Source organism: Kitasatospora sp. NPDC036993 (assembly GCF_055607525.1).
The window spans coordinates 88,488-108,425 of record NZ_JBVJRP010000003.1 but is presented as its reverse complement, the minus strand read 5'-3'; the positions used below and the strand labels follow the sequence as shown (position 1 = coordinate 108,425).

General features: G+C 73.1%; 15 protein-coding genes. 10 read left to right on the top strand and 5 right to left on the bottom strand.

Annotation, left to right across the window (positions count from 1 at the left end; all coding sequences use genetic code 11):
• Positions 1-432 precede the first annotated feature (432 nt).
• The 6 genes from ACZ7C5_RS06605 (at position 433) to ACZ7C5_RS06580 (ending at position 7,309) form a co-directional block, all read left to right on the top strand.
• Positions 433-1,041, top strand: a complete 609-nt coding sequence (locus ACZ7C5_RS06605) for a polysaccharide deacetylase family protein (RefSeq protein WP_470322143.1) — start codon at positions 433-435, stop codon at positions 1,039-1,041.
• A gap of 154 nt (positions 1,042-1,195) precedes the next feature.
• On the top strand, positions 1,196-1,522 hold the full coding sequence (locus ACZ7C5_RS06600) for a hypothetical protein (RefSeq protein WP_401091832.1): 327 nt from the start codon (positions 1,196-1,198) through the stop codon (positions 1,520-1,522).
• Positions 1,523-1,679: 157 nt separating this feature from the next.
• A complete protein-coding gene (locus ACZ7C5_RS06595; RefSeq protein WP_401091830.1) occupies positions 1,680-2,762 on the top strand; it encodes a class I SAM-dependent methyltransferase in 1,083 nt (360 codons plus the stop codon).
• A gap of 219 nt (positions 2,763-2,981) precedes the next feature.
• Entirely contained in the window at positions 2,982-3,854 is an 873-nt protein-coding gene (locus ACZ7C5_RS06590) for a sulfurtransferase (protein ID WP_401091828.1), read from the top strand.
• A 214-nt stretch (positions 3,855-4,068) separates the two neighbouring features.
• Positions 4,069-5,595 carry a M1 family metallopeptidase gene (locus ACZ7C5_RS06585; protein WP_470322142.1) on the top strand — a complete coding sequence of 509 codons (1,527 nt, stop codon included), beginning with the start codon at positions 4,069-4,071 and terminating at the stop codon, positions 5,593-5,595.
• Between the two features lie 184 nt (positions 5,596-5,779).
• Positions 5,780-7,309: a M1 family metallopeptidase gene (locus ACZ7C5_RS06580; protein WP_470322141.1), complete on the top strand. Its 1,530-nt coding sequence runs from the start codon at positions 5,780-5,782 to the stop codon at positions 7,307-7,309.
• A 56-nt stretch (positions 7,310-7,365) separates the two neighbouring features.
• Here the strand turns inward: ACZ7C5_RS06580 and ACZ7C5_RS06575 are convergent, their stop codons facing one another.
• The 3 genes from ACZ7C5_RS06575 to ACZ7C5_RS06565 all read right to left on the bottom strand — a co-directional run bounded on the left by ACZ7C5_RS06575 (position 7,366) and on the right by ACZ7C5_RS06565 (position 10,823).
• Positions 7,366-8,175 carry an AAC(3) family N-acetyltransferase gene (locus ACZ7C5_RS06575; RefSeq protein WP_470322140.1) on the bottom strand — a complete coding sequence of 270 codons (810 nt, stop codon included), beginning with the start codon at positions 8,173-8,175 and terminating at the stop codon, positions 7,366-7,368.
• A 106-nt stretch (positions 8,176-8,281) separates the two neighbouring features.
• Positions 8,282-9,385 (bottom strand): alkene reductase, encoded by a 1,104-nt coding sequence (locus ACZ7C5_RS06570; protein ID WP_401091820.1) that lies wholly within the window; start codon positions 9,383-9,385, stop codon positions 8,282-8,284.
• A gap of 34 nt (positions 9,386-9,419) precedes the next feature.
• Positions 9,420-10,823 carry a condensation domain-containing protein gene (locus ACZ7C5_RS06565; protein WP_401091818.1) on the bottom strand — a complete coding sequence of 468 codons (1,404 nt, stop codon included), beginning with the start codon at positions 10,821-10,823 and terminating at the stop codon, positions 9,420-9,422.
• 243 nt (positions 10,824-11,066) lie between these two features.
• Between ACZ7C5_RS06565 and ACZ7C5_RS06560 the strand changes: the two genes are divergently transcribed.
• From ACZ7C5_RS06560 to ACZ7C5_RS06545, 4 genes are all read left to right on the top strand, one after another.
• On the top strand, positions 11,067-12,398 hold the full coding sequence (locus ACZ7C5_RS06560) for an MFS transporter (protein ID WP_470322139.1): 1,332 nt from the start codon (positions 11,067-11,069) through the stop codon (positions 12,396-12,398).
• A gap of 317 nt (positions 12,399-12,715) precedes the next feature.
• Positions 12,716-13,876 (top strand): serine hydrolase domain-containing protein, encoded by a 1,161-nt coding sequence (locus ACZ7C5_RS06555; protein WP_470322138.1) that lies wholly within the window; start codon positions 12,716-12,718, stop codon positions 13,874-13,876.
• Positions 13,877-14,522: 646 nt separating this feature from the next.
• The gene (locus ACZ7C5_RS06550) at positions 14,523-15,125 is read left to right on the top strand and encodes a carbonic anhydrase (protein WP_401091813.1); all 603 of its coding nucleotides are present in this window, start codon (positions 14,523-14,525) and stop codon (positions 15,123-15,125) included.
• A gap of 148 nt (positions 15,126-15,273) precedes the next feature.
• Positions 15,274-16,761 (top strand): SulP family inorganic anion transporter, encoded by a 1,488-nt coding sequence (locus tag ACZ7C5_RS06545; RefSeq protein WP_401091811.1) that lies wholly within the window; start codon positions 15,274-15,276, stop codon positions 16,759-16,761.
• Positions 16,762-16,856: 95 nt separating this feature from the next.
• Here ACZ7C5_RS06545 and ACZ7C5_RS06540 read toward each other — a convergent pair whose 3' ends face one another.
• Positions 16,857-18,152, bottom strand: coding sequence for a cytochrome P450 (locus ACZ7C5_RS06540; RefSeq protein ID WP_470322137.1), 1,296 nt, complete (start codon positions 18,150-18,152; stop codon positions 16,857-16,859).
• Positions 18,153-18,169: 17 nt separating this feature from the next.
• Positions 18,170-19,525 carry a glutamine synthetase family protein gene (locus ACZ7C5_RS06535; RefSeq protein ID WP_401091808.1) on the bottom strand — a complete coding sequence of 452 codons (1,356 nt, stop codon included), beginning with the start codon at positions 19,523-19,525 and terminating at the stop codon, positions 18,170-18,172.
• Positions 19,526-19,938: the final 413 nt, after the last annotated feature.

Genomic DNA, 19,938 nt, shown 5'->3' with positions numbered 1-19,938 from the left:
TCGGGACGCGGGGTGTGCGCCCGTCGCGCCTGGGCCGTCGGAGTGGTGATCGGGTCCGTCTGAGTTGCCCCCGGGGAACCGAGGTGACGGCCGGGGGAAGCATCCAGAATGCTGTCAGATCGTCAGATTACTTCGCGAAGATTGCTGTTGGTTGCGGCCGGAATGTCCCTTTTGGGGGCGGCTGCCGGATGCCGGAACCCCTGGGGTGGCGGGGAGGGCGGAGCGGGGGCGGCCGATGCGGTCGCCCCGTCCGCCTCGGCGGGGCCCGAGGGGGCGCCCGACGGGCCCGGCGCCGCTCCGGCCGCGCCCTCGGCGGCGGCCCCGGAGGGCACGCCCTCGTCCGCCCCACCGCCGTCCGCCGCGCCTTCGGGGGGCGCGCCCTCGTCCGCCCCGCCCCCGTCCGCCGCGCCGAGCGCGGTGCCGGTGCGCCGGGTGCTCACCGAGGCGGAGAGCAAGCCGGTGTACGACCTGGACCCGGCGCAGCGGGTGGTGGCGCTCACCATCGACGACGGTCCCGACCCCCGGTACACGCCGACCGTGCTGGCGCTGTTCGAGCAGTACGGGATCAGGGCGACGTTCTTCCTGATCGGCGAGAACGCGGTCGAGCACCCGGCGCTGGTGCGGGAGATCGCGGACCGCGGCCACCACATCGCCAACCACACCTGGACCCACCCGGACCTGCGGCACCTGTCCGGGGCCAAGGTGCGGGACGAGCTGGAACGCACCTCCGACCTGCTGCACCGGACCACCGGTCGGCTGCCCACCTGGTTCCGCGCGCCGGGCGGGGACTGGTCCGCGGAGTCGCTCCAGGTGGCCGCCGACCTCGGGATGCGGAACATGGCGTGGTCGGTGGACCCGCGGGACTGGGCCAGGCCGGGGACCTCGGCGATCACCGACCGCGTCCTCAAGGGCGTCCGGCCCGGGTCGATCGTGCTCAACCACGACGGCGGCGGGGACCGGTCGCAGACGGTGGCGGCTCTGAAGGCGTACCTGCCGGTGCTCGTCGACTCGGGGTACTACTTCACGGCTCCGCCGAACTGAGAGCATTTCGGGTGAATCCGGGGTGGCGGCTTCAACCCTTGAACCACTCGAAAAGGTGAGGAGGGAGAACCGTTTCTGCGGATTTTGGGCCTCTAGGGTGATCTCGCACCGATTAACCGGGTATCGCCGAGTACCACCTGAAAGGCCCTCACTCATGCGTCTCCGCAACGCCGTGCTCGCCGCCGCCAGCGCCATCGCCCTCGTCCTCGCCGTCCCGTTCTCCGCCAACGCCGCCGAGGGCGACTTCCTCTACAAGGTCGGCCCCGGGGTCCTCGCCGGCCTGGCCGACCCGAAGAGCGGCGAGTGCGTCGACCTGCCGTGGACCACCGAGGCGGCGCCGGGCTTCGCGCCGGAGAACCTCACCCGCTCCACGGCCACCGTCTTCCTGGCCGCCGGCTGCGCGGGCGACGTCTTCTACGACATGGCCCCCGGCAAGAAGCTCGGCGACCGGCTGAAGCTGCGCTCCGTCCTCTTCTCCTGAACGGACGGTCACCGCGGACCACGGCGGTCCGGCGAGCGGTCAGGAGCCGCCGGGCCACCCGTGATCGGCTCCACCGCACTTCCGGTGGGGCCATTCGGGTGAGTGGCGTAGCGTGACTGGGGAGGGGGGCGCCATCCCGGCCGCTGAGGAGGACGTCATGTCCGTACGGGAACCGGACGCGGTGAAGCAGGAGGCCTTCGGCGGGCGCGTGCTGGAGGTCCTCAACGACGCCTGTCTGGGGCTGATGACCAGCCTCGGCCACCAGACCGGGCTGTACGACCTGATGGCCGGGCTCGCCCCGTCGACCGGCGAGGAGATCGCGCGGGCCGCCGGGCTGAACGAGCGCTACGTCCGCGAGTGGCTGGGCTGCATGGTCGTCGCGGGCTTCGTCGAGTACGACCCGCGGGAGCGCACCTACCTGCTGCCGCCCGAGCACGCGGCGTCACTGACCAGGGCGGCCGGGCCGGACAACCTGGCTGGGATGATGCCCTTCCTCGCGATGATGGGAGAGGTCGAGCAGGAGCTGCTCGGGCACTTCCGCGGCGGCGGCGGGATGCCGTACTCGGCGTACCCGCGCTTCCAGCGGCTCCAGGCCGAGGAGACCGCCCGGGTGTACGACCTGGCCCTGGTGGACGCGATCGTGCCGCTGGCGGCGGGGCTGACCGAGCGGCTGCGGGCCGGGATCGACGCGGTGGACATCGGCACCGGGCAGGGGCACGCCGTCACGGTGCTCGCCCGGGCGTTCCCGGAGAGCCGCTTCACCGGCATCGACATCTCCGCCGAGGGGATCGCCGCCGCCCGCGCGTCCGCGGCCCGGCTGGGCCTGCGCAACGCCCGGTTCGAGGTCGCCGACTCGGCCGCGCTGACCGGGGAGTACGACCTGGTCACCGCCTTCGACGTGATCCACGACCTGGCCCGCCCGACCCGCACGCTGGCCGCCGTCGCCGGAGCGCTGCGGCCCGGGGGCGTCTTCCTGATGGGTGACATCGCCGCCAGCAGCGAGCTGGCGGAGAACATCGGCCACCCGCTGGCGCCCGCGCTCTACACCTTCTCGACCTTCTACTGCATGACGGTCTCGCTCGGTGAGGGCGGGGAGGGGCTCGGGACGGTCTGGGGCGAGCAGACCGCCCGGCGGATGCTGGCGGAGGCCGGGTTCGGGCCGGTCGAGACGAAGCGGGTCGAGGGCGACGTGCTGAACCTGTACTACGTGGCGCGGCTCGACGGCGCGGCGAACGGCTGACGGGCGGGCTCGCCGGGCCGGGGCTCGCCGGGCCGGGGCGGTCGGGCGCCTCGCGCAGGGGCTCGCCGGGGTGGCCCGGGCCGGGCTGTCGGCGTAGGTTCGAACTGTCCGGCCCGGTCGCCGGCGCCTCGCCGTGCCCGTACGCCCTGTCGTGGTGGTGCGGCCCGCTGTGTCCGTGGTCGGGCGCCGCAGCCTGGGCAGAGCGAAGGAGGGCCTGGGATGACCGGCAACGGCTATGCGCACCCCGAGGCGTTGGTCCGCACCGAATGGCTGGCCCACCACCTGGACGACGGGACGGTCAGGGTCGTCGAGGTGGACGAGGACACCGAGGCCTACGACCGGGACCACATCCCCGGCGCGGTCGGCTGGAACTGGACCACCGACCTGCACAGCCAGGTCGGCCGTGACTACGCCGACCGCGACGGCGTCCAGCACCTGCTGCGGGCGGCCGGGGTCGAGGACGACACCACGGTGGTGCTGTACGGCGGCAACAACAACTGGTTCGCCGCCTACGCCTACTGGCTGCTGCGGCTGCGCGGCTTCGGGCCGGTGCGGCTGCTGGACGGCGGGCGCAAGAAGTGGGAGCTGGAGGGGCGGGAGCTCACCCCGGAGGTGATGGACTACCAGCACACCGGCTACCGGTTGAGCGGGCCCGAGCGGCCGGAGCTGCGGGCGATGCGGGACGAGGTGCTGGCCAAGGCGGAGGTGTTCGCCAAACCGGGGGCGGACGCGGTGCTGGTGGACGTCCGCTCCCCGGCCGAGTTCAGGGGCGAGCTGATCGCACCGCCGCACCTGCCGCAGGAGCAGGCCCAGGTGCCGGGGCACATCCCCGGCGCGGTCAACATCCCCTGGTCGCAGGCGGCCAACGACGACGGGTCGTTCCGCTCGGCGGAGGAGCTGCGGGAGCTGTACGGCGGGAAGGGCGTGGGGTCGGAGCGCGAGGTGATCGCGTACTGCCGGATCGGCGAGCGGTCCGCGCACACCTGGTTCGCGCTCACCGAGCTGCTCGGCTATCCGCACGTCAAGAACTACGACGGCTCGTGGACGGAGTACGGCTCGCTGGTCCGGGCGCCCGTGGTGCTCGGGGCGTGAGTGGCGGGCAGTGTGTGAGTGACGGGCGGAGTGCGATTGGGGGATGGAGCGCGAGTGACGGGCGGGGCGGCGTGACGACGTCGCGGCACCGCTGCGAAGCCGTCATTTCGGCGCGTTTCTTTTCATGAACATCTCACGATGGGGGAGTGGACGAGGCGCCTCCGGGACAAGGATCGATTCAACCCAATCGTTCCGGTGATCCCTGGAGGACCACGTGCGCAAGAGGCTGATCGTCTCCGCTGCCAGTGCCCTGAGCCTGTTCCTGGCCGTTCCCGCCTCGGCATCCGACTTCCAGGCCGGCACGGCCGGGGTCGGTGACCGGTACTACCCGACCTACGGCAACGGCGGCTACCAGGTTTCGCACTACAACATCCGGCTGAAGTACCAGCCCGCCACGGACGAGCTGGAGGGCACCACGACCATCCTCGCCACGGCGACCCAGGACCTCTCCCGGTTCAACCTCGACTTCGCGCTGAACGTCTCGGAGGTCCGGGTCAACGGGCGGCCCGCGGCCTTCGCCACCAGTGGTGAGCAGGAGCTGGAGATCACCCCGGCCCGGCCGCTGGCCAAGGGCAGCCAGGCCACCGTGGTCGTGCGGTACAAGGGCGTGCCGTCCAGCGTGAAGAAGTACGGCTTCACGGCCTGGCTCCGCACGCCGGACGGCGCGGTGGCGGCCGGCGAGCCCGAGTCGGCGTGGTGGTGGTTCCCGAGCAACGACCACCCGAGCGACAAGGCCACCTTCGACGTCTCGGTGCTGGTGCCGAACGGCAACCAGGTGATCAGCAACGGCATCCTGACCGGTACCTCCTCGCAGGCGGGCTGGACCAGGTACAGCTGGCGCGAGACCAAGCCCCAGGCGACCTATCTGGCCACGCTCGCGGTCGGCAAGTTCGACGTCACCACGGACACCACGGCGAAGGGCCTGCCGGTCTACAACGCGTACAGCAAGGACCTCGGTGACAACGCGGACGCGGCCAGGGCGAGCGTCGAGCGGACCGGCGAGCTGGTCGACTGGCTGAGCGGCTACTTCGGCGAGTACCCGTTCAGCTCGGTCGGTGGCTACGTCCCCAACGTGCCGACCGGCTTCGCGCTGGAGACCCAGACCCGGATCTTCTACAGCCCCCGGCAGTTCGCCCGGGGCTCCAACACCTCGGTGGTCGTGCACGAGCTGGCCCACCAGTGGTACGGCGACAGCGTCTCGCTCTCGCAGTGGAGCGACATCTGGCTGAACGAGGGCTTCGCCCGCTACTCGCAGTTCCTCTGGTCCGAGCACGAGAACGAGGGCACCGCCCAGGAGCTGGCCGACTACGTCTACGCCTCGCACCCGGCCGACGACCCGTTCTGGACCGTCAAGCCGGGCGACCCCGGTCCCGACAACCAGTTCGCGGGCGCCGTGTACGACCGGGGCGCGGTCGCCGTCCAGGCGTTGCGCAACGCCGTCGGGGAGGACGCGTTCTTCCGGATCCTCAAGGGCTGGCCCACGGAGCGCCGTTACGGGAACGCCACCATCGCGCAGTTCCAGGCGTACGCGGAGAAGGTCTCCGGCAAGAAGCTCGGTGACGTGCTGAACACCTGGCTGTTCACCGCGAGCAAGCCGGCCGTCGGGCCGGTGCCGGCCGGTGCCTCGGTGGCGGCCTCGCCGGCCCTGGGCGCGGGTGCGGACCAGGGGCGGCTGCCGGCCGAGCCGAAGTCCTGGAAGAAGATCCAGGAGAGCAACTCGCTGCACGAGGCGCACAACTGACGGTCCCGAGTATCGGATCGGCGGTTCGCGTACGCGCCGGGATGACGGCTTCGCCGCACCGCTGCGAAGCCGTCATTTCGGCGTGTTTCTTTCCATGGAGATCTCGCGATCGGGTGGTGGGTGATGGGCAGTCAGGACAAGGATCGATTCAGCCCAATCACTCTGGTGATCCCTGGAGGACCACGTGCGCAAGAGATTGATCGTCTCCGCTGCCAGTGCCCTGAGCCTGTTCCTGGCCGTCCCCGCCTCGGCCTCCGGCTTCCAGCCGGGCGCGGACGGACTCGGTGACAGCTACTACCCGACCCTCGGCAACGGCGGCTACCGCGTCTCGCACTACGACAGCCGGCTGAAGTACCAGCCCGCCACGGACGAGCTGGAGGGCACCACGACCATCCTCGCCACGGCGACCCAGGACCTCTCCCGGTTCAACCTCGACTTCGCGCTGAACGTCACGGAGGTCCGGGTCAACGGGCGGCCCGCGGCCTTCGCCACCAGCGGGGACCAGGAGCTGGAGATCACCCCGGCCCGGCCGCTGGCCAAGGGCAGCCAGGCCACCGTGGTGGTGCGCTACAAGGACGTGCCGTCGACCGTGACGAAGTACGGCGGCTTCACCGCCTGGCACCGCACCCCGGACGGTGCCGTGGTGGCGGGCGAGCCCGTGTCGGCCGGGTGGTGGTTCCCGAGCAACGACCACCCGAGCGACAAGGCCACCTTCGACGTCTCGGTGCAGGTGCCGAACGGCAGCCAGGTGATCAGCAACGGCGTCCTGACCGGCACTTCCTCGCAGGCGGGCTGGACCAGGTACAGCTGGCGCGAGGACAAGCCGCAGGCGACGTACCTGGCGACCCTCGCGATCGGCAAGTTCGACATCACCACGGACACCACGGCGAGCGGGCTGCCGGTCTACAACGCGTACAGCAAGGACCTCGGCGAGAACGCCGCCGCGGCCAGGGCGAGTGTCGAGCGGACCGGTGAGCTGGTCGACTGGCTGAGCGGCTACTTCGGCGAGTACCCGTTCAGCTCGGTCGGCGGCTACGTCCCCAACACCCAGTCCAGCGGCGCCCTGGAGACCCAGACCCGGGTCACCTACGGCCCCCGGTTGTTCGCCCGGGGTTCCAACGCCTCGGTGGTCGTGCACGAGCTGGCCCACCAGTGGTACGGCGACAGCGTCTCGCTCTCGGACTGGAACGGCATCTGGCTGAACGAGGGCTTCGCCCAGTACGCGCAGTTCCTCTGGTCCGAGCACGAGAACGAGGGCACCGCGCAGGAACTGGCCGACTACGTATACGCCTTGTTCCCGGCCGACGACCCGTTCTGGAGCGTCAAGCCGGGCGACCCGGGAGAGGAGAACCAGTTCTCCCTCGCGGTGTACTACCGCGGCGCGGTGGCCATCCAGGCGCTGCGCAACGCCGTCGGGGACGACGCGTTCTTCCGGATCCTCAAGGGCTGGCCCACCGAGCACCGCTACGGGAACGTCACCATTCCGGAGTTCCAGGCGTACGCGGAGAAGGTCTCCGGCAAGAAGCTGGGCGACCTGCTGAACACCTGGCTGTTCACCGCGAGCAAGCCGGCCGTCGGGCCGGTGCCGCCGGGTGCCTCGGTCGTGGCCTCGCCGGCCCTGGGCGCGGGTGCGGACCAGGGGAAGCCGCCGGCCGAGCCGAAGTCCTGGAAGAAGATCCAGGAGGCCGGCTCGGTGCACGAGGCGCGCAACTGACGGCGTGACGGATCGGGCCGGCGGGCCGCGTGTGCGACGCGAACCGCCGGCTCGGCCTACGCCGCTCCGGGGCCGTCGGCCGCCAGCAGTTCGGTGAGGCGGCGGACGGCGAAGGGTATGAGGTCGCGGACCGGGAGCAGCCGGCAGGGCGCGCTGCCGACCAAGGCCTCGCGGATGCCCGTCCGTTCCTCGAACTCCCGGCCCACGACCGGGAAGTGGGTGCCGTTGTCGTCCGCCACATCCGGTGCCTCGATCCAGACCCGCTCGCCCTGGATCGCCATCGGGAAGCGGCGGAGCTTGAGCCGGCGGTTGGGTGCGAAGGTCTCGGCGTAGTGCAGGAAGGTGTTGCGGTCGTGTCCGACGCCGACCAGCAGCACGTGGCCGCCGAGGTCGTGCAGCGCGCCGAACGGCGACTCCCGGCCGACGGCGAAGCCGAGCGACCGGCGGCCGGTGACCTCCCTGGCGTGCGCGCCGACGGCGGCCACCGAGACCTGGGGATGGGTGCTGCGATGGCTCTCCGGCAGCGCGCGCAGCGCCTCCGCCACCGCGCCGGTGGAACAGGGGAGCCCGGGGTGGAACAGCGGGACGGCGGCCCGCCGTTCCGCGATCCCGGGGGTGGGCGGGCCCGCGTGCCCGGGGGCCGGGTCGCGGACCGTGTCGGAGGTGAAGGTGGGCGCGGCGACGGTGCCGCCGGGCCCGACCGCCTCGCGCAGGGAGGCCGCCACGGCCGCCGCGCCGCCCTCGACCCGGCCGAGGCTGGAGAGCGAGGAGTGCACGATCAGCGCCATGCCCTCGCGCACGCCCACCCGGCGCCAGCCTTCGACGAGGTCGGCGGTGGTGAGCGGGCCGGTGCCCGGTGCGGTCATGGTGGTGCCCCCTGGTGGCGGTGGTGCTGTTCGTACTGGAATCGTTCGGGGCCGACCATAGCGGGTGGCACTGACAACCGGTCAGGACGGGGTGCCCTCCGCCGGATCAGGGACGGTCGGCGGGCCGGAATCGCGGGTAGTCGGTGTAGCCGGCCGCCTCCTGGCCGTAGAGGTGGACCGGGTCGACGGGGGCGAGCGGCGCGTTCGCGGCGAACCGCTCCGGCAGGTCCGGGTTGGCGATGAAGGCGCGGCCGTAGGAGACCAGGTCGGCCAGGCCCGCGGTGAGCACCGCCTCGCCCCGCTCGCGGTCGGTGGCGGCGCGGTTCTCGCCGACGTTGGCGATCAGCGGGCCCGACCAGCGCGGGCGCAGGTCGGCCAGGGCCGGGTAGTCGTCGTTGTCGGTGAGGTGGAGGTAGGCCAGGCCGAGGCCGTCGAGTTCGGCCAGCAGCGCGCGGTAGACCGGTGCCGGGTCGGCCTCGTGCATGCCGAACTGCGGGTTGCCGGGGGACAGCCGCAGGCCGAGGCGGTCGGGGCCGACGGCCCCGGCGACGGCGGTGACCAGCTCGATCGCGAAGCGCAGCCGGTCGGGGAGGGTGCGGGGGCCGTACTCGTCGGTGCGCAGGTTGGTGTTGTCGGCCAGGAACTGGTGGATCAGGTAGGAGTTGGCGCCGTGCAGTTCGACGGCGTCGAAGCCGGCGGCGAGGGCGCGGCGGGCGGAGTCGACGTGGTCGGCGATGGTGCGGTGGATCTCCTCGCGGGTCATGGCGCGCGGGGTGACGGCCTCCGCCTTGCCGCCGTCCCTGATGTGCACCGGGCCGGGGGCGGGGACGGCGGAGGGGCCCGCGGGGACGTCGCCGAGCAGCCGGTTGAACGGGTGGCCCTGGCGTCCGCCGTGCATCAGCTGGGCGGCGATCCGCCCGCCGGCGGCGTGCACCGCCCCGGTCACCGCGCGCCAGCCGGCCAGGTGCGCGGGCGTCTCCAGGCCGGGCAGGCGCCAGCCGGACTGGCCCTGCCGGCTGGGCCAGATGCCCTCGGTGACGATCAGGCCGGCGCCCGCGCGCTGGGCGTAGTGCTCGGCGACGACGGGCAGGGGCGTACCGTCCTCGGCGGCCCGGTACCGCGTCATCGGAGCCATGACGACGCGGTTCGGCAGGTCGAGCCGGCCGAGGCGGTACGGGGTGAGCAGGGATGCGGTGGTGGTCGTGGTCATGCCGGTACGGTAGAAGTTGACACCGGTGTCAGGTTCAAGCGCCGACGGCGGTCCGTGCGTCGTGCGGTGCGTCCGTCCGTGCGTCGGTCGCGGTGTCCGTCGCGGTGTCGGTCGCCGTGTCGGCCTCGGTGAGGATCAACTCCTCGATGCCGCGCAGGAACCGCTCCATCGCGGGTCTCGGGAGTACGGACGGGTCCGCCGTCATGGCCAGGCTCAGTGCCTCGGCCGACTGGAGGGCGTCCAGGGCGTAGGTGAGGCCCGGGCGCGGCTCGAACTCCACCGGCCAGCTGAGGGTGGTCCGGTCGTCGCCGGGGTCGGCGACGACCGGGAGCAGCTCGCGGGTGTCGTTGAACACGCAGGAGCGGTCGGCCGGTTCGACTCCCTCGGCGGTCAGTGCGGCGACCTCGGCGGCCAGCGCCAGCTTGTCGTAGTACGCGTGGCGGTAGGTGCCGATCGCCGCCGCGTGGGTGCGCCGTACGACGTCGCCGAACTCGGCGGCGGCGTCCGGGAGATGGAACAGCCCGTCGCCCGCGACCACGCTCACCGCGTTGGCCAGCTCGGGCAGGAAGCGGTTGTTGACCACGACGTTCAGCACGGCCTCGGAGGAGCCGGCGAGCCTGGCGGTCATCGTGGCCGCCGCGGCGAGCAGGACCGAGCCGGTGCTGACCCGGTGCCTGGCGGCCACCCGTTCCACGGCCCGGGGCAGGGTGGGGGAGCGGAGCACCGCGTTCGGGAAGCGGGCGGGCTGTCCGGCGGCCGGTGGGAAGAGCCTGGCCGGGCCCAGCCGGAGCTTGCGCACGAACTGCCTGCGGGCCCCCGCGTCCCGCCGCAGCCCCCGCTCGGAGGTCTGGAACTCGGCTTCCTCCAGGGGCTGTCGGGCGGGTGTGCGCAGCTCGGCCAGCTCCTCGGGCGAGCTGCCGAGGCAGAGCGCGGACAGGTCGGCGACCAGGCGGCTCATCCCGGAGCCGTCCACCGCGGTGTGCGAGAGCACCAGGCTGATGTGCCGGATCAGCCCGTCAGCCGTCACCGCGCCGACCCGGACCGGCCACTGGGTCGCGGTGTCGAAGGCCTGCGCCGCCAGCTCCTCGTGCAGCCGGGCGCCGAGTTCGGCCGGGTCCTGGTGCGTCGCGGCGGGCAGCAGGTGGACGCCCAGGGTTCCTTCGCCGTCGACGACTTGGCGCAGGCCGCCGTCCTCGTCGGGGAGCAGCCGGGTGTGCAGCGAGTCGTGCAGGTGCAGCAGCCGCTCCAGTGCGGCGAGCAGGACGGGCACCGGGAGTCCTGGGTCCAGCGGCGCCGCGGTGGCGATGTTGTAGCGCGGCGCGTCGGCCGGCGGCAGCTTTCGTACGTTGTCCCAGATGGCCCGTTGGCCCCAGGTGGCCGGTCCGGACCCGGTCCGTCCGGACGAGAAGGCGATCTCCAGCAGTTGGCGAGTGGTCACCGATCGGCTCTCCGTTGTGCGGTGGTCATGGCGTCGTGCCGGTGCGTTGGGAGCGCGGGTGCGTTGGGAGCGCGGGTGCTGCTGGGGAGAGTGTGGCGTACGGCCCGCCGTGCGTCGAGGGTTGCGGTGCCGTGCCGGGCGGGGCGGCTCGGGGGTTCCGCAGGTCTCTTGATGTGAAGTATCTTGATGTCGAGATTGATCGTGACCACGCGATTCATGTGACTCATGCGACGGGGGCCTGCCATGCGGGGGAACGGACTGATAGCGCAGCTGCGGCGGCCGCCCGGCGGGCGGGACGCGCGGATCATGCTGCTGGCGCAGGGCGTCGACCGGACCGGCACGGGGGTGTGGTCGGCGGCCTCGGTGCTCTACTTCACGTACGTGTGCGGGATGGACGCGCGGCAGCTGGGACTGCTGCTCGGGGTGGGCGCGGTGGCCGGGATCGCCGGCTCGCCGCTGGCCGGGCGGCTGGCGGAACGCGTGCCGGTGCGCCTGCTGCTGATCGGCTGCCACCTGCTGCGGCTGGGGGCGATGGGCCTGCTGCTGGTGGTCGACGACTTCGCCGCGCTGCTGCCCGTGGTGGCCCTGATCTGCCTGGCCGAACGGGCCGCCAAGACGCTGGAGATGCTGTTCGCGACCAGGGTGGCGGGCGAGCGGCGGACCACCTACCAGGCCCTGTTCCGCAGTGTGGCCAACGCCGGGGTCGCTCTCGGCGCGGGCGTCGCGGCGATCGGTCTCGCGGTCGGGAGCACGACCGCCTACCGGGTGCTGATCCTGGCCAACGGGCTGTCGTACGTGCTGGCGGCCGTGCTGGTCTGGCGCGCCCGGGAGCCGTCCGGGCGCGGCCTGGTCGCGGCGAAGGGCGGTGCGGGAGGCGGGGCCGAAGGCGCGGAGGGGCGGGCCGGGGAGCCGTCCGCCGCGCCCAGCCCCTGGCGCGACCGCGGCTACCTGCGGTTCGTCCTGCTGGACATCCCGCTGAACCTGGACGACTCGATCCTGGGCGTCGGCCTGCCGCTCTGGCTGGTGCACCACACCGGCGCGCCGCACGCCGTCGTCCCGGCCTTCCTGGTGCTCAACACGGTGCTCGTGGTGCTGCTGCAACTGCGCGTCTCGGCCTGGGCGGAGGGCCCGCGCGGGGCGGCCACGGCGGTGCGCTGGTACGGGGTCGCGGTGCTGGGCAGCTGCCTGCTGATCGTGCTCGCCACCGGCGCCGGGCCGGTCGTGGCCTCGGTCGCGCTGCTGGCCGCGGCGGTGCTGGTCACGGTGGCGGAGCTGATGCGCTCGGTGAGCTCCTGGGAGCTGGCGGTCGTGCTGGCGCCGCCGGGTGCCCGGGCCTCGTACCTGGGGGTCGCCGGGATGTCCCAGTCGGTGCAGAAGTCGGTGGGGCCGCTGCTGCTGACCGGGGTGGTGATGGCGGCCGGGCCGGTCGGCTGGGTGGGGCTCGGCGTGGCGGCCGTCGGGCTCGGCGCGCTCCAGCGCCGGGCCAGCCTGGGGCGGCTGGCGGCCCTGGACGCGGTGGCCGCAGGGGCCGGTGCCGGGCCGTCACCGCGGCCGGCTACGGCTTCGGTGGGCTGATGCGGGGGGCCGGGCGGCAACGCCGGTCCTGCGCTCCGGCGCGCCCTGGCGGGCGGCCGGGCGGCGCTGGTCCGGTTGGTGCCGGCGGTGCCGGCGTTCCTGCGGGCGTGAGCGCCCATGGACGTGAGGGCTCGTGGTCAGCCCGCGCTCCCACGTCCTTTCCCGCGCTCCGGGTCCCGCCCTGGGGGAGTTCCCCGGCTGAGCCCCGAGGGAACGGCAGGGGATTCTCGGGGGCGCACTCGGGGACATCCCCCAATCCGCCCCCGGGTGGTGCCGGACCGCGACCGGTCCGGTCCTGGACTGGCTAGCGTGCGGCCATGACCTCGATCCTGCGAAAGCACCTCGTCGTGGCGGCCGGTGTCGCCGTGCTGCTGGCGGCCGGCACGGCCAACGCCTTTGCCAGACCCGCCGGTTCCTCCGTCGCCCAGCGGTTGCGCCAGGACACCGCGGCGATCCACCACCTCGGCATCGCCGGCGTACAGGCCCGGGTGGTCGGGCCCGACGGCCGGCAGACGGTCGCCACCAGCGGCACCGCCGACGTGACCACCGGCCGCCCGGTCTCACCGGACGGCTACTTCCGGATGGCCAGTACGGCCAAGACGATGGTCGCGACCGTGGTCCTCCAACTGGAGGCCGAGGGCCGGCTGTCGCTGGACGACACGCTCGGCCACCGGCTGCCGGAGGTGGCGCGGGCCAAGGGCGGCAGCGGGATCACCGTTCGCCAACTGCTCCGGCACGAGGGCGGCATCAAGGACCACCTGCCCGGATACAACACGAGGGACGAGTACGAGCGGGAGCGCTACCAGGTCCACAGTGCCGAGGAGCTGGTGGCCGGGGCGGAGTTCCTCGACGACACGAACTGGCGCTACTCCAACACCGGTTACATCCTGCTCGACATGATCATCGAGCGGGCCACCGGGCGCGCCGCCGAGCGGGAGATCGAGGAGCGCGTCCTGCGCCCGCTCGGCCTCGACCGGACGCGGTCGATCGGCGCCTCCCCCACCCTGCCCCGGCCGCACGCCCAGGCCTACCAGCTCTTCCCCGCCCCCGACGGCCGGGTGGACGTCACCGAGCAGGTGCCGCTGGTCGGCGGGCTCTCGTGGGTCACCACCACGCGCGACGAGAACGCCTTCCTCCGGGCACTGCTCGGAGGCCGACTGCTGCCGGCGCGGCAGCTGGCCGAGATGAAGGAGACCGTGGAGGTGGACGAGGAGACAGCGACGATGTGGCACGGCGGCCAGTACGGGCTCGGTCTGGTCGAACGCTCGCTGACCTGCGGGGGAACGTACTGGGGCCACGACGGCGGGGACGGCGGCTACATCACCCTCAACGGCGTCACCGGGGACGGGCGGCGCAGTGCCGTGGTCTCCATGTCCGAAGCGCGCGGCGACACCTGGGACCACATCCTGGCCCAGGAGGACGCGGCCGGCGCGCTGATCGACCACGCGCTGTGCGCCGGGAGCCCCGGCTCCGGGTGAGCCGCCCCGGTGCCGCCCGGGCGGCGCGCCCTCGAACGAGTGAGGCTGGCGGGCCGGCCGGGAACGTGGTGATACGTATGCGGATCACGTGCCGATCCCGACGGAGGACCACATGGCCGCCAATGGCCGGACGGATGACCTGCTCGACCGGATGCGCGGTACCGGAGACCCGTTGGGGGACGCCGCCATCGCCGAGACCTACGCACTGGGACAGCAGGAGCAGGTGCGGCAGACGCTGCTCGGCTTCGGCCGGAACAGCGAGGCCGTCCCGGCCGGGCTCCCGGGCCGCCACCGTTCCCGGAACGGTGGCGGCCCTCGCGCGCACCCCAACGTCCCGACGGTCCGTCAGGTTCCTTCCGTGCGAGGCTTTCCAGGGCGGAAGGCCGGATCCCGTTTCAGGTGACACGATGTTAACCAGATCGGCACATTCCCCGCCCTTGGAATGCTTTTTGCCTTCCCCATGCCCGTGCTTTACTTGCCCTTGACGCGTCAACAGGTCGCCGGGGGGCACCGACGCGGCCCGGGCATTTCCGCGCCCGCCGCCGTCACACCCTTCTGCCGGGGACAACTGGTTCCGACGTGCCTGCCCGCCCACCGCCCCTCCCGGACCACACCGCGAGGGTCACCGAAGGAGGCATCCACCCTGATGGAACCGCTCATCGACCGAGCCAGGGCGTTCCCGCAGCGCGCGGGGGACACCGGCCGGGAACTCACCGCACTCGCCGCGGGCCAGGCCCCGCAGGCCCTGTTCATCACCTGCTCCGACTCGCGCGTGGTGCCCGCCCTGATCACCAGCGCCGACCCCGGGGACCTCTTCGAACTCCGCACCGCGGGCAACATCGTCCCCGCCTACCGGGCCGACGGGTCCTCCGGCGAGACCGCCACCATCGAGTACGCCGTCGAGGTGCTCGGCGTCCGCGACATCGTGGTCTGCGGCCACTCGCACTGCGGAGCCGTCGGCGCCGTGGTCCGCGACGAGGACCTCAGTGTGGTGCCCGCCGTCCGCGCCTGGCTGCGCCACGCCGACCAGGCCGTGCTCCGCGCGGACGAGACCGACGTCTTCGACCCGACGGTCGCGGGGCCGGTCCAGCGCCACGTGCTCAACCAGCTCGACCGGCTGCGCGGCTACCCGGCCGTCGCCCGCCGGCTGGACACGGGGGAGATCCGGCTGCACGGCTGGTTCTACGAGATCCACACCGGGCTGGTGCTCGCGCACCGGCCCGGCGCCGGCCTCTTCCTGCCGCTGTGATCCCGGTGCCCGCCGTGATCCCGGTGACCACTCCGATTCCCGCGGCCCCGGGCCCGGCCCTCCGCGGCCCGTCCGCCGTCGACGTTCCGACCACCACTGTCCGCCTCCGGACCACCGCCGTCCGTACCGACACCGCCCCGAGGACCCGATGACTCGTCGTCCCGCCCTCCGGCTGAGCACTCTGCGCGCCGACCTCCCCGCCTCCCTCGTCGTCTTCCTGGTGGCCCTCCCGCTCTGCGTGGGCGTCGCCGTCGCCTCCGGCGTCCCGGCCGAACTCGGCCTGGTCACCGGCATCGTCGGCGGCCTGGTGACCGGGCTGATGCCCGGCAGCAGCCTCCAGGTCTCCGGCCCCGCCGCCGGCCTGACCGTGCTGGTCTTCGCCGCCGTCCAGGAACACGGCCTCGCCACCCTGGGCGTCATCACCGCCGCCGCCGGCCTGCTCCAACTCGCCATGGGCGCCGCCCGCCTGGGCCGGCTGTTCCGGGCGATCTCCGTCTCGGTCGTCCAGGGCATGCTCGCCGGGATCGGCCTGGTCCTGATCGCCGGCCAGCTCTACGCACTGGCCGACACCAAGGGGCCGGCGAGCGGCCCCGCCAAGCTCGCCGGGCTCCCCGGACTGGTCGCCGACGTCGCCGGCCGGCCGCACGCGCTCGCCGCCGCCGCGATCGGCGCCGGGACGATCGCGGTCCTGCTGCTCTGGCCGCGGCTGCCCGCCAGGGTCAGGGCGGTCCCCGCCCCGCTCGCCGCGGTGGCCGCCGCGACGGCCGTCACCGCCCTGTTCGACCTGCCCGTCGCCCGGGTCGAGGTGGCCGGACTCGCCGGCGTCATCGACCTGCCCGGCGCCTCCGACCTCGCGGCGCTCGGCAGTGTCGGCGTCCTCGGCACGGCCCTCGCGTTCGCGCTGATCGCCTCGGCCGAGACGCTGTTCAGCGCGGCCGCCGTCGACCGGCTGCACGACGGCCCGCGCACCGACTACGACCGCGAACTGCTCGCCCAGGGCGTCGGCAACACCGTCTGCGGCCTGCTCGGCGCCCTGCCGATGACCGCCGTCATCGTCCGCAGCGCCGCCAACGTCCAGGCCGGCGCCCGTACCAAGGCCTCCCGGGTGATCCACGGCGTGTGGCTGCTGCTCTTCGCGGCCCTGCTCCCCGCCGCGCTCTCCGCCATCCCACTCGCCGCGCTGGCCGGCGTCCTGGTCCACGCCGGAGCCAAGCTGGTCCCGCTGCGCACCCTGCGGCCGCTCTGGCGGGCCGACCGGGGCGAGGCGGTGATCCTGGCCGTCACGGCGGTCGCCATCGTGGTGACCAACCTGCTCGAAGGGGTGCTGCTGGGCCTGCTCCTCGCGGTGTTCAAGAGCGCCTGGGACACCTCCCACCTCCAGGTCGCGGTCACCGAACTGCCGGACGGCGCGGTCCGGGTGATCCTCCACGGCAACGCCACGTTCCTGCGGCTGCCCCGTCTCCTGGAGACCCTCGAATCGCTGGAGGGGCTGCCGGCCGACCGTCCGGTGCGCCTCGACCTCGGCGGCGTGCGGCACCTGGACCACGCCTGTCGCAGCGCGCTCGAACTCTGGCAGGAGCGCCACAACCGCAGCGGCTCCGCCGAACTCCTCGGCCTGCCCGCCGCGGTGGCCTGACCCGAGGGCCCGCGCCCCCTGTGGGCCGTACCCCCGACGATCACGGGAGTACGGCCCGGGGCGCGGGCCTCCGGGCCGTACGGCGGCGCGGCCGGTCAGGCCGGGGTGACCTCGACGGGCAGCCTCTTGATGCCGTTCACGAAGTTGGAGCGCACCCGCGGGACGTCGCCGGCGAGCCGGATGCCCGCCAGGCGCGGGATGAGCTCCTCGAACATGATCCGGATCTCGGTGCGCGCGAGCAGGTTGCCCAGGCACAGGTGGGGGCTGCCCTTGCCGAAGGTGACGTGGTCGTTGTCCCGGCGGGTCACGTCGAAGTCGTAGGGGTTGCCGAAGACCTCCTCGTCGCGGTTGCCGGAGGCGAACCACATGACGACCTTCTCGCCCTCCCTGATCCGCCTGCCGCCGAGTTCGACGTCGCGGGTGGCCGTGCGGCGGAAGTGGTACACCGGGGAGGCCCAGCGCAGGAACTCCTCGACCGCCCCGGGGATGAGGGAGGGGTCCTCCTGGAGGCGGGCCAGCTGCTCGGGGTGCTGGAGGAGGGCCAGCATGGAGTGGCTGATGGTGTGGCGGGTGGTCTCGTTGCCGGCGACGACCAGGAGCAGGAAGTAGTTGTCGAAGTCCTGCGGCGAGAGTGGCGTCCCGTCCCGCGGGACCTCGTTGACCAGCCTGGAGACCAGGTCGGTGCCGGTGCCGCCGCGCCGCTGCCGGGCGAGTTCGCGGCCGTACCCGAAGACCTCCAGCGAGGCGGGCGAACGGAAGGGCAGGTCGCGGTACTTCTCGCTCTCCGCGCTGTGCAGCAGGACGTCGGCGTAGTCCGGGTCGGTGTTGCCGATGATCCGGTTGCCCCAGTCGATGAGCTGCCGGTTGTCCTCCGGCGGCACGTCCAGGAGCCGGGCGAGGACGTTGATCGGGAAGTCGGCGGAGACCTCCTCGACGAAGTCGAAGGTGCCCTTGGACAGGGCCGCGTCCAGGGTGGTGGCGGTCAGGCCGCGCAGGAAGTCGGCGTAGCTGTTGATGACGCTCGCGCCGAACTGGCGCTGGAGGATGCCGCGCAGGGCGCGGTGGCGGACTCCGTCCAGTTCCAGGATGGAGGCGCGCTTCTTGATCTGGTCGTCGTCGACCTCTTCCAGGTTGACGAACCTCGCCGAGGTGAAGGTCTCGGCGTCCCGGTCGACGCGGGCGATGTCGGCGTGCCGGGTGACGGCCCAGAAGCCGGAGTCGGGCGCCTCCTCCGGCTGCCAGTGGACCGGGTCCTGGTGGCGGAGGGTGTGGAACATGCGCCACGGGGTGACGCCGTCGGTGAAGTTGTCGAGATCGGCCAGGTTCACCTGGTCCAGCGGCATCGGCTCGTGGGCGGCACCGGATGCGGGCGCGGTCGGCGCGGTGGTCATGGGTTCGCTCCTCGGCATCACAGGTGGTGGGCGTACTCGGTGAACTCCCAGTCGGTGACGTGCCGGTGGAAGCGTGCGACCTCGTCGCGCTTGTACGCGAGGTAGGCGGTGGTGAAGTCCTCGCCGAGGACGTCGGTCAGGGCGGTGTCCGCCTCCAGCGCGTCGAGGGCGTCGGGCAGCGACACCGGCAGGACCGCGGACCTGGCGGGGTCGTAGCCGTAGCCCTCCAGCGGGGCGGCGGGCTCGGCGCCCGCCAGGACGCCCAGGAGGGCCGCCGCGATGGTGCCCGCGATCAGCAGGTAGGGGTTCGCGCTCGCGTCGCCCAGCCGCAGTTCGAAGCGGGCGCCCGGGCCGCGCTCCGGCGGGATGCGGACCATGGCGCTGCGGTTGTCCAGCCCCCAGTCGATCAGCCAGGGCGCGAGGGTGCCGGGGCCGAAGCGCTTGTAGGAGTTGACCGTCGGGTTGGCCAGCGCGGCGAGTGCCGGGGCGTGGGAGAGGATGCCGGCCACCGCGTGGCGCGCGGTGGTGCTCAGGCCGTACGGGGCCGCCGGGTCGGCGAAGATGTTGCCGCCCCCGGCGTCCACGCAGGACAGGTGGAGGTGGAAGCCCGATCCGCCCGCGCCCTGGAAGGGCTTGGCCATGAAGGTGGCCAGCCGGCCTTCCCTGCGGGCGAGTTCCTTGACCGCGGACTTGAAGCGGAAGGCGCGGTCGGCGGCCGTCATGGCGTCGGAGTGGGTCAGGTTGATCTCGAACTGGGAGCCGTCGAACTCGTGGTTGCCGCTGCTGACGCCGATGTCCAGGTCGCGCAGCAGGCGCAGGGTGCGCAGCAGGTGGTTGTCGCCGTCCGCGCGCAGGCCCGCCGTGTAGACGGCGCCGGTGGCGTCGCTGTAGCGGCGCCAGCCCCGGGCGGTGCCGGGGGCCTCGTCGCACAGGAAGTACTCCAACTCCGGCCCCACGACCGGGTGCAGGCCGTGCTCCCGGCAGCGGTCGACGACCCGGCGCAGCAGGTCGCGCGGCGACTCGGGCGCGGGCCGTCCGGTGGCCGGGTCGGTGACGTCGCCGAGGCAGGTGGCGACGCCGGGCTCCCACGGCAGGGCGGTCAGGGTGGTGAGGTCGGGGCGTACGCAGATGTCGGGCAGGCCGGCCTCCAGCCCGCCGGGGACGGCGACGACGTCCCCCTGGGGGCTGGTGTGGTAGACGGCGCGGCAGAAGGCGAGGCCGTGGTCGCAGACCGAGGGCAGGTGGTCCAGCAGGACGTCCCGGGCCCGTTCGCTGCCGGTGAGGTCGGGATAGGTCACCCGGACCACGTCGATGCCCTCGGCGGCCAGTCGCTCCACGTGGTGGCGGACGGGCGGGATGTCGGATGCGCTCACCGGCGTCTCCTCTGGGGGAAGTGGGGCGCCTCCCAGGGCTCGCGGCTCTGGGGGAACGGGGACTCGCGGCACTGGGGGAGTGCGAGCCCGCGGCACTGGGGGGAAGGGGGCGGCGGGTTCGGGACTGCGGGGTGGCGCAGGACACCGCTCGCTCGTTGGTGGCCCACCGTATGGACAGCGATCGCCCGGCCGCAAGGGGTCTGCCGCAGAAATTATCCATCCGGATAACTCTTGACCGCGGGCCGGGCGGTTCCTATGTTGTTTGACACCAAATGAGCCATGGCGGATGTTCTCCCGCCCACGCCCCCCACGCCCCCCACGCCCCGCACCCCCTCGGCCGAGATCCGGCCCCGGTGGTCCCGGGCCGGGCCCCTTCCCTCCCCCGTCTCCTTGCGTTCCCCCAGCCCCAGGAG

Excerpts from the sequence above, each read along its gene's own strand:
- ACZ7C5_RS06600 (WP_401091832.1), top strand. The coding sequence starts at position 1,196 with ATGCGTCTCCGCAACGCCGTGCTCGCCGCCGCCAGCGCCATCGCCCTC.
- ACZ7C5_RS06595 (WP_401091830.1), top strand. The coding sequence starts at position 1,680 with ATGTCCGTACGGGAACCGGACGCGGTGAAGCAGGAGGCCTTCGGCGGG.
- ACZ7C5_RS06590 (WP_401091828.1), top strand. The coding sequence starts at position 2,982 with ATGACCGGCAACGGCTATGCGCACCCCGAGGCGTTGGTCCGCACCGAA.
- ACZ7C5_RS06575 (WP_470322140.1), bottom strand. The coding sequence starts at position 8,175 with ATGACCGCACCGGGCACCGGCCCGCTCACCACCGCCGACCTCGTCGAA.
- ACZ7C5_RS06570 (WP_401091820.1), bottom strand. The coding sequence starts at position 9,385 with ATGACCACGACCACCACCGCATCCCTGCTCACCCCGTACCGCCTCGGC.
- ACZ7C5_RS06560 (WP_470322139.1), top strand. The coding sequence starts at position 11,067 with ATGCGGGGGAACGGACTGATAGCGCAGCTGCGGCGGCCGCCCGGCGGG.
- ACZ7C5_RS06555 (WP_470322138.1), top strand. The coding sequence starts at position 12,716 with ATGACCTCGATCCTGCGAAAGCACCTCGTCGTGGCGGCCGGTGTCGCC.
- ACZ7C5_RS06550 (WP_401091813.1), top strand. The coding sequence starts at position 14,523 with ATGGAACCGCTCATCGACCGAGCCAGGGCGTTCCCGCAGCGCGCGGGG.
- ACZ7C5_RS06545 (WP_401091811.1), top strand. The coding sequence starts at position 15,274 with ATGACTCGTCGTCCCGCCCTCCGGCTGAGCACTCTGCGCGCCGACCTC.
- ACZ7C5_RS06540 (WP_470322137.1), bottom strand. The coding sequence starts at position 18,152 with ATGACCACCGCGCCGACCGCGCCCGCATCCGGTGCCGCCCACGAGCCG.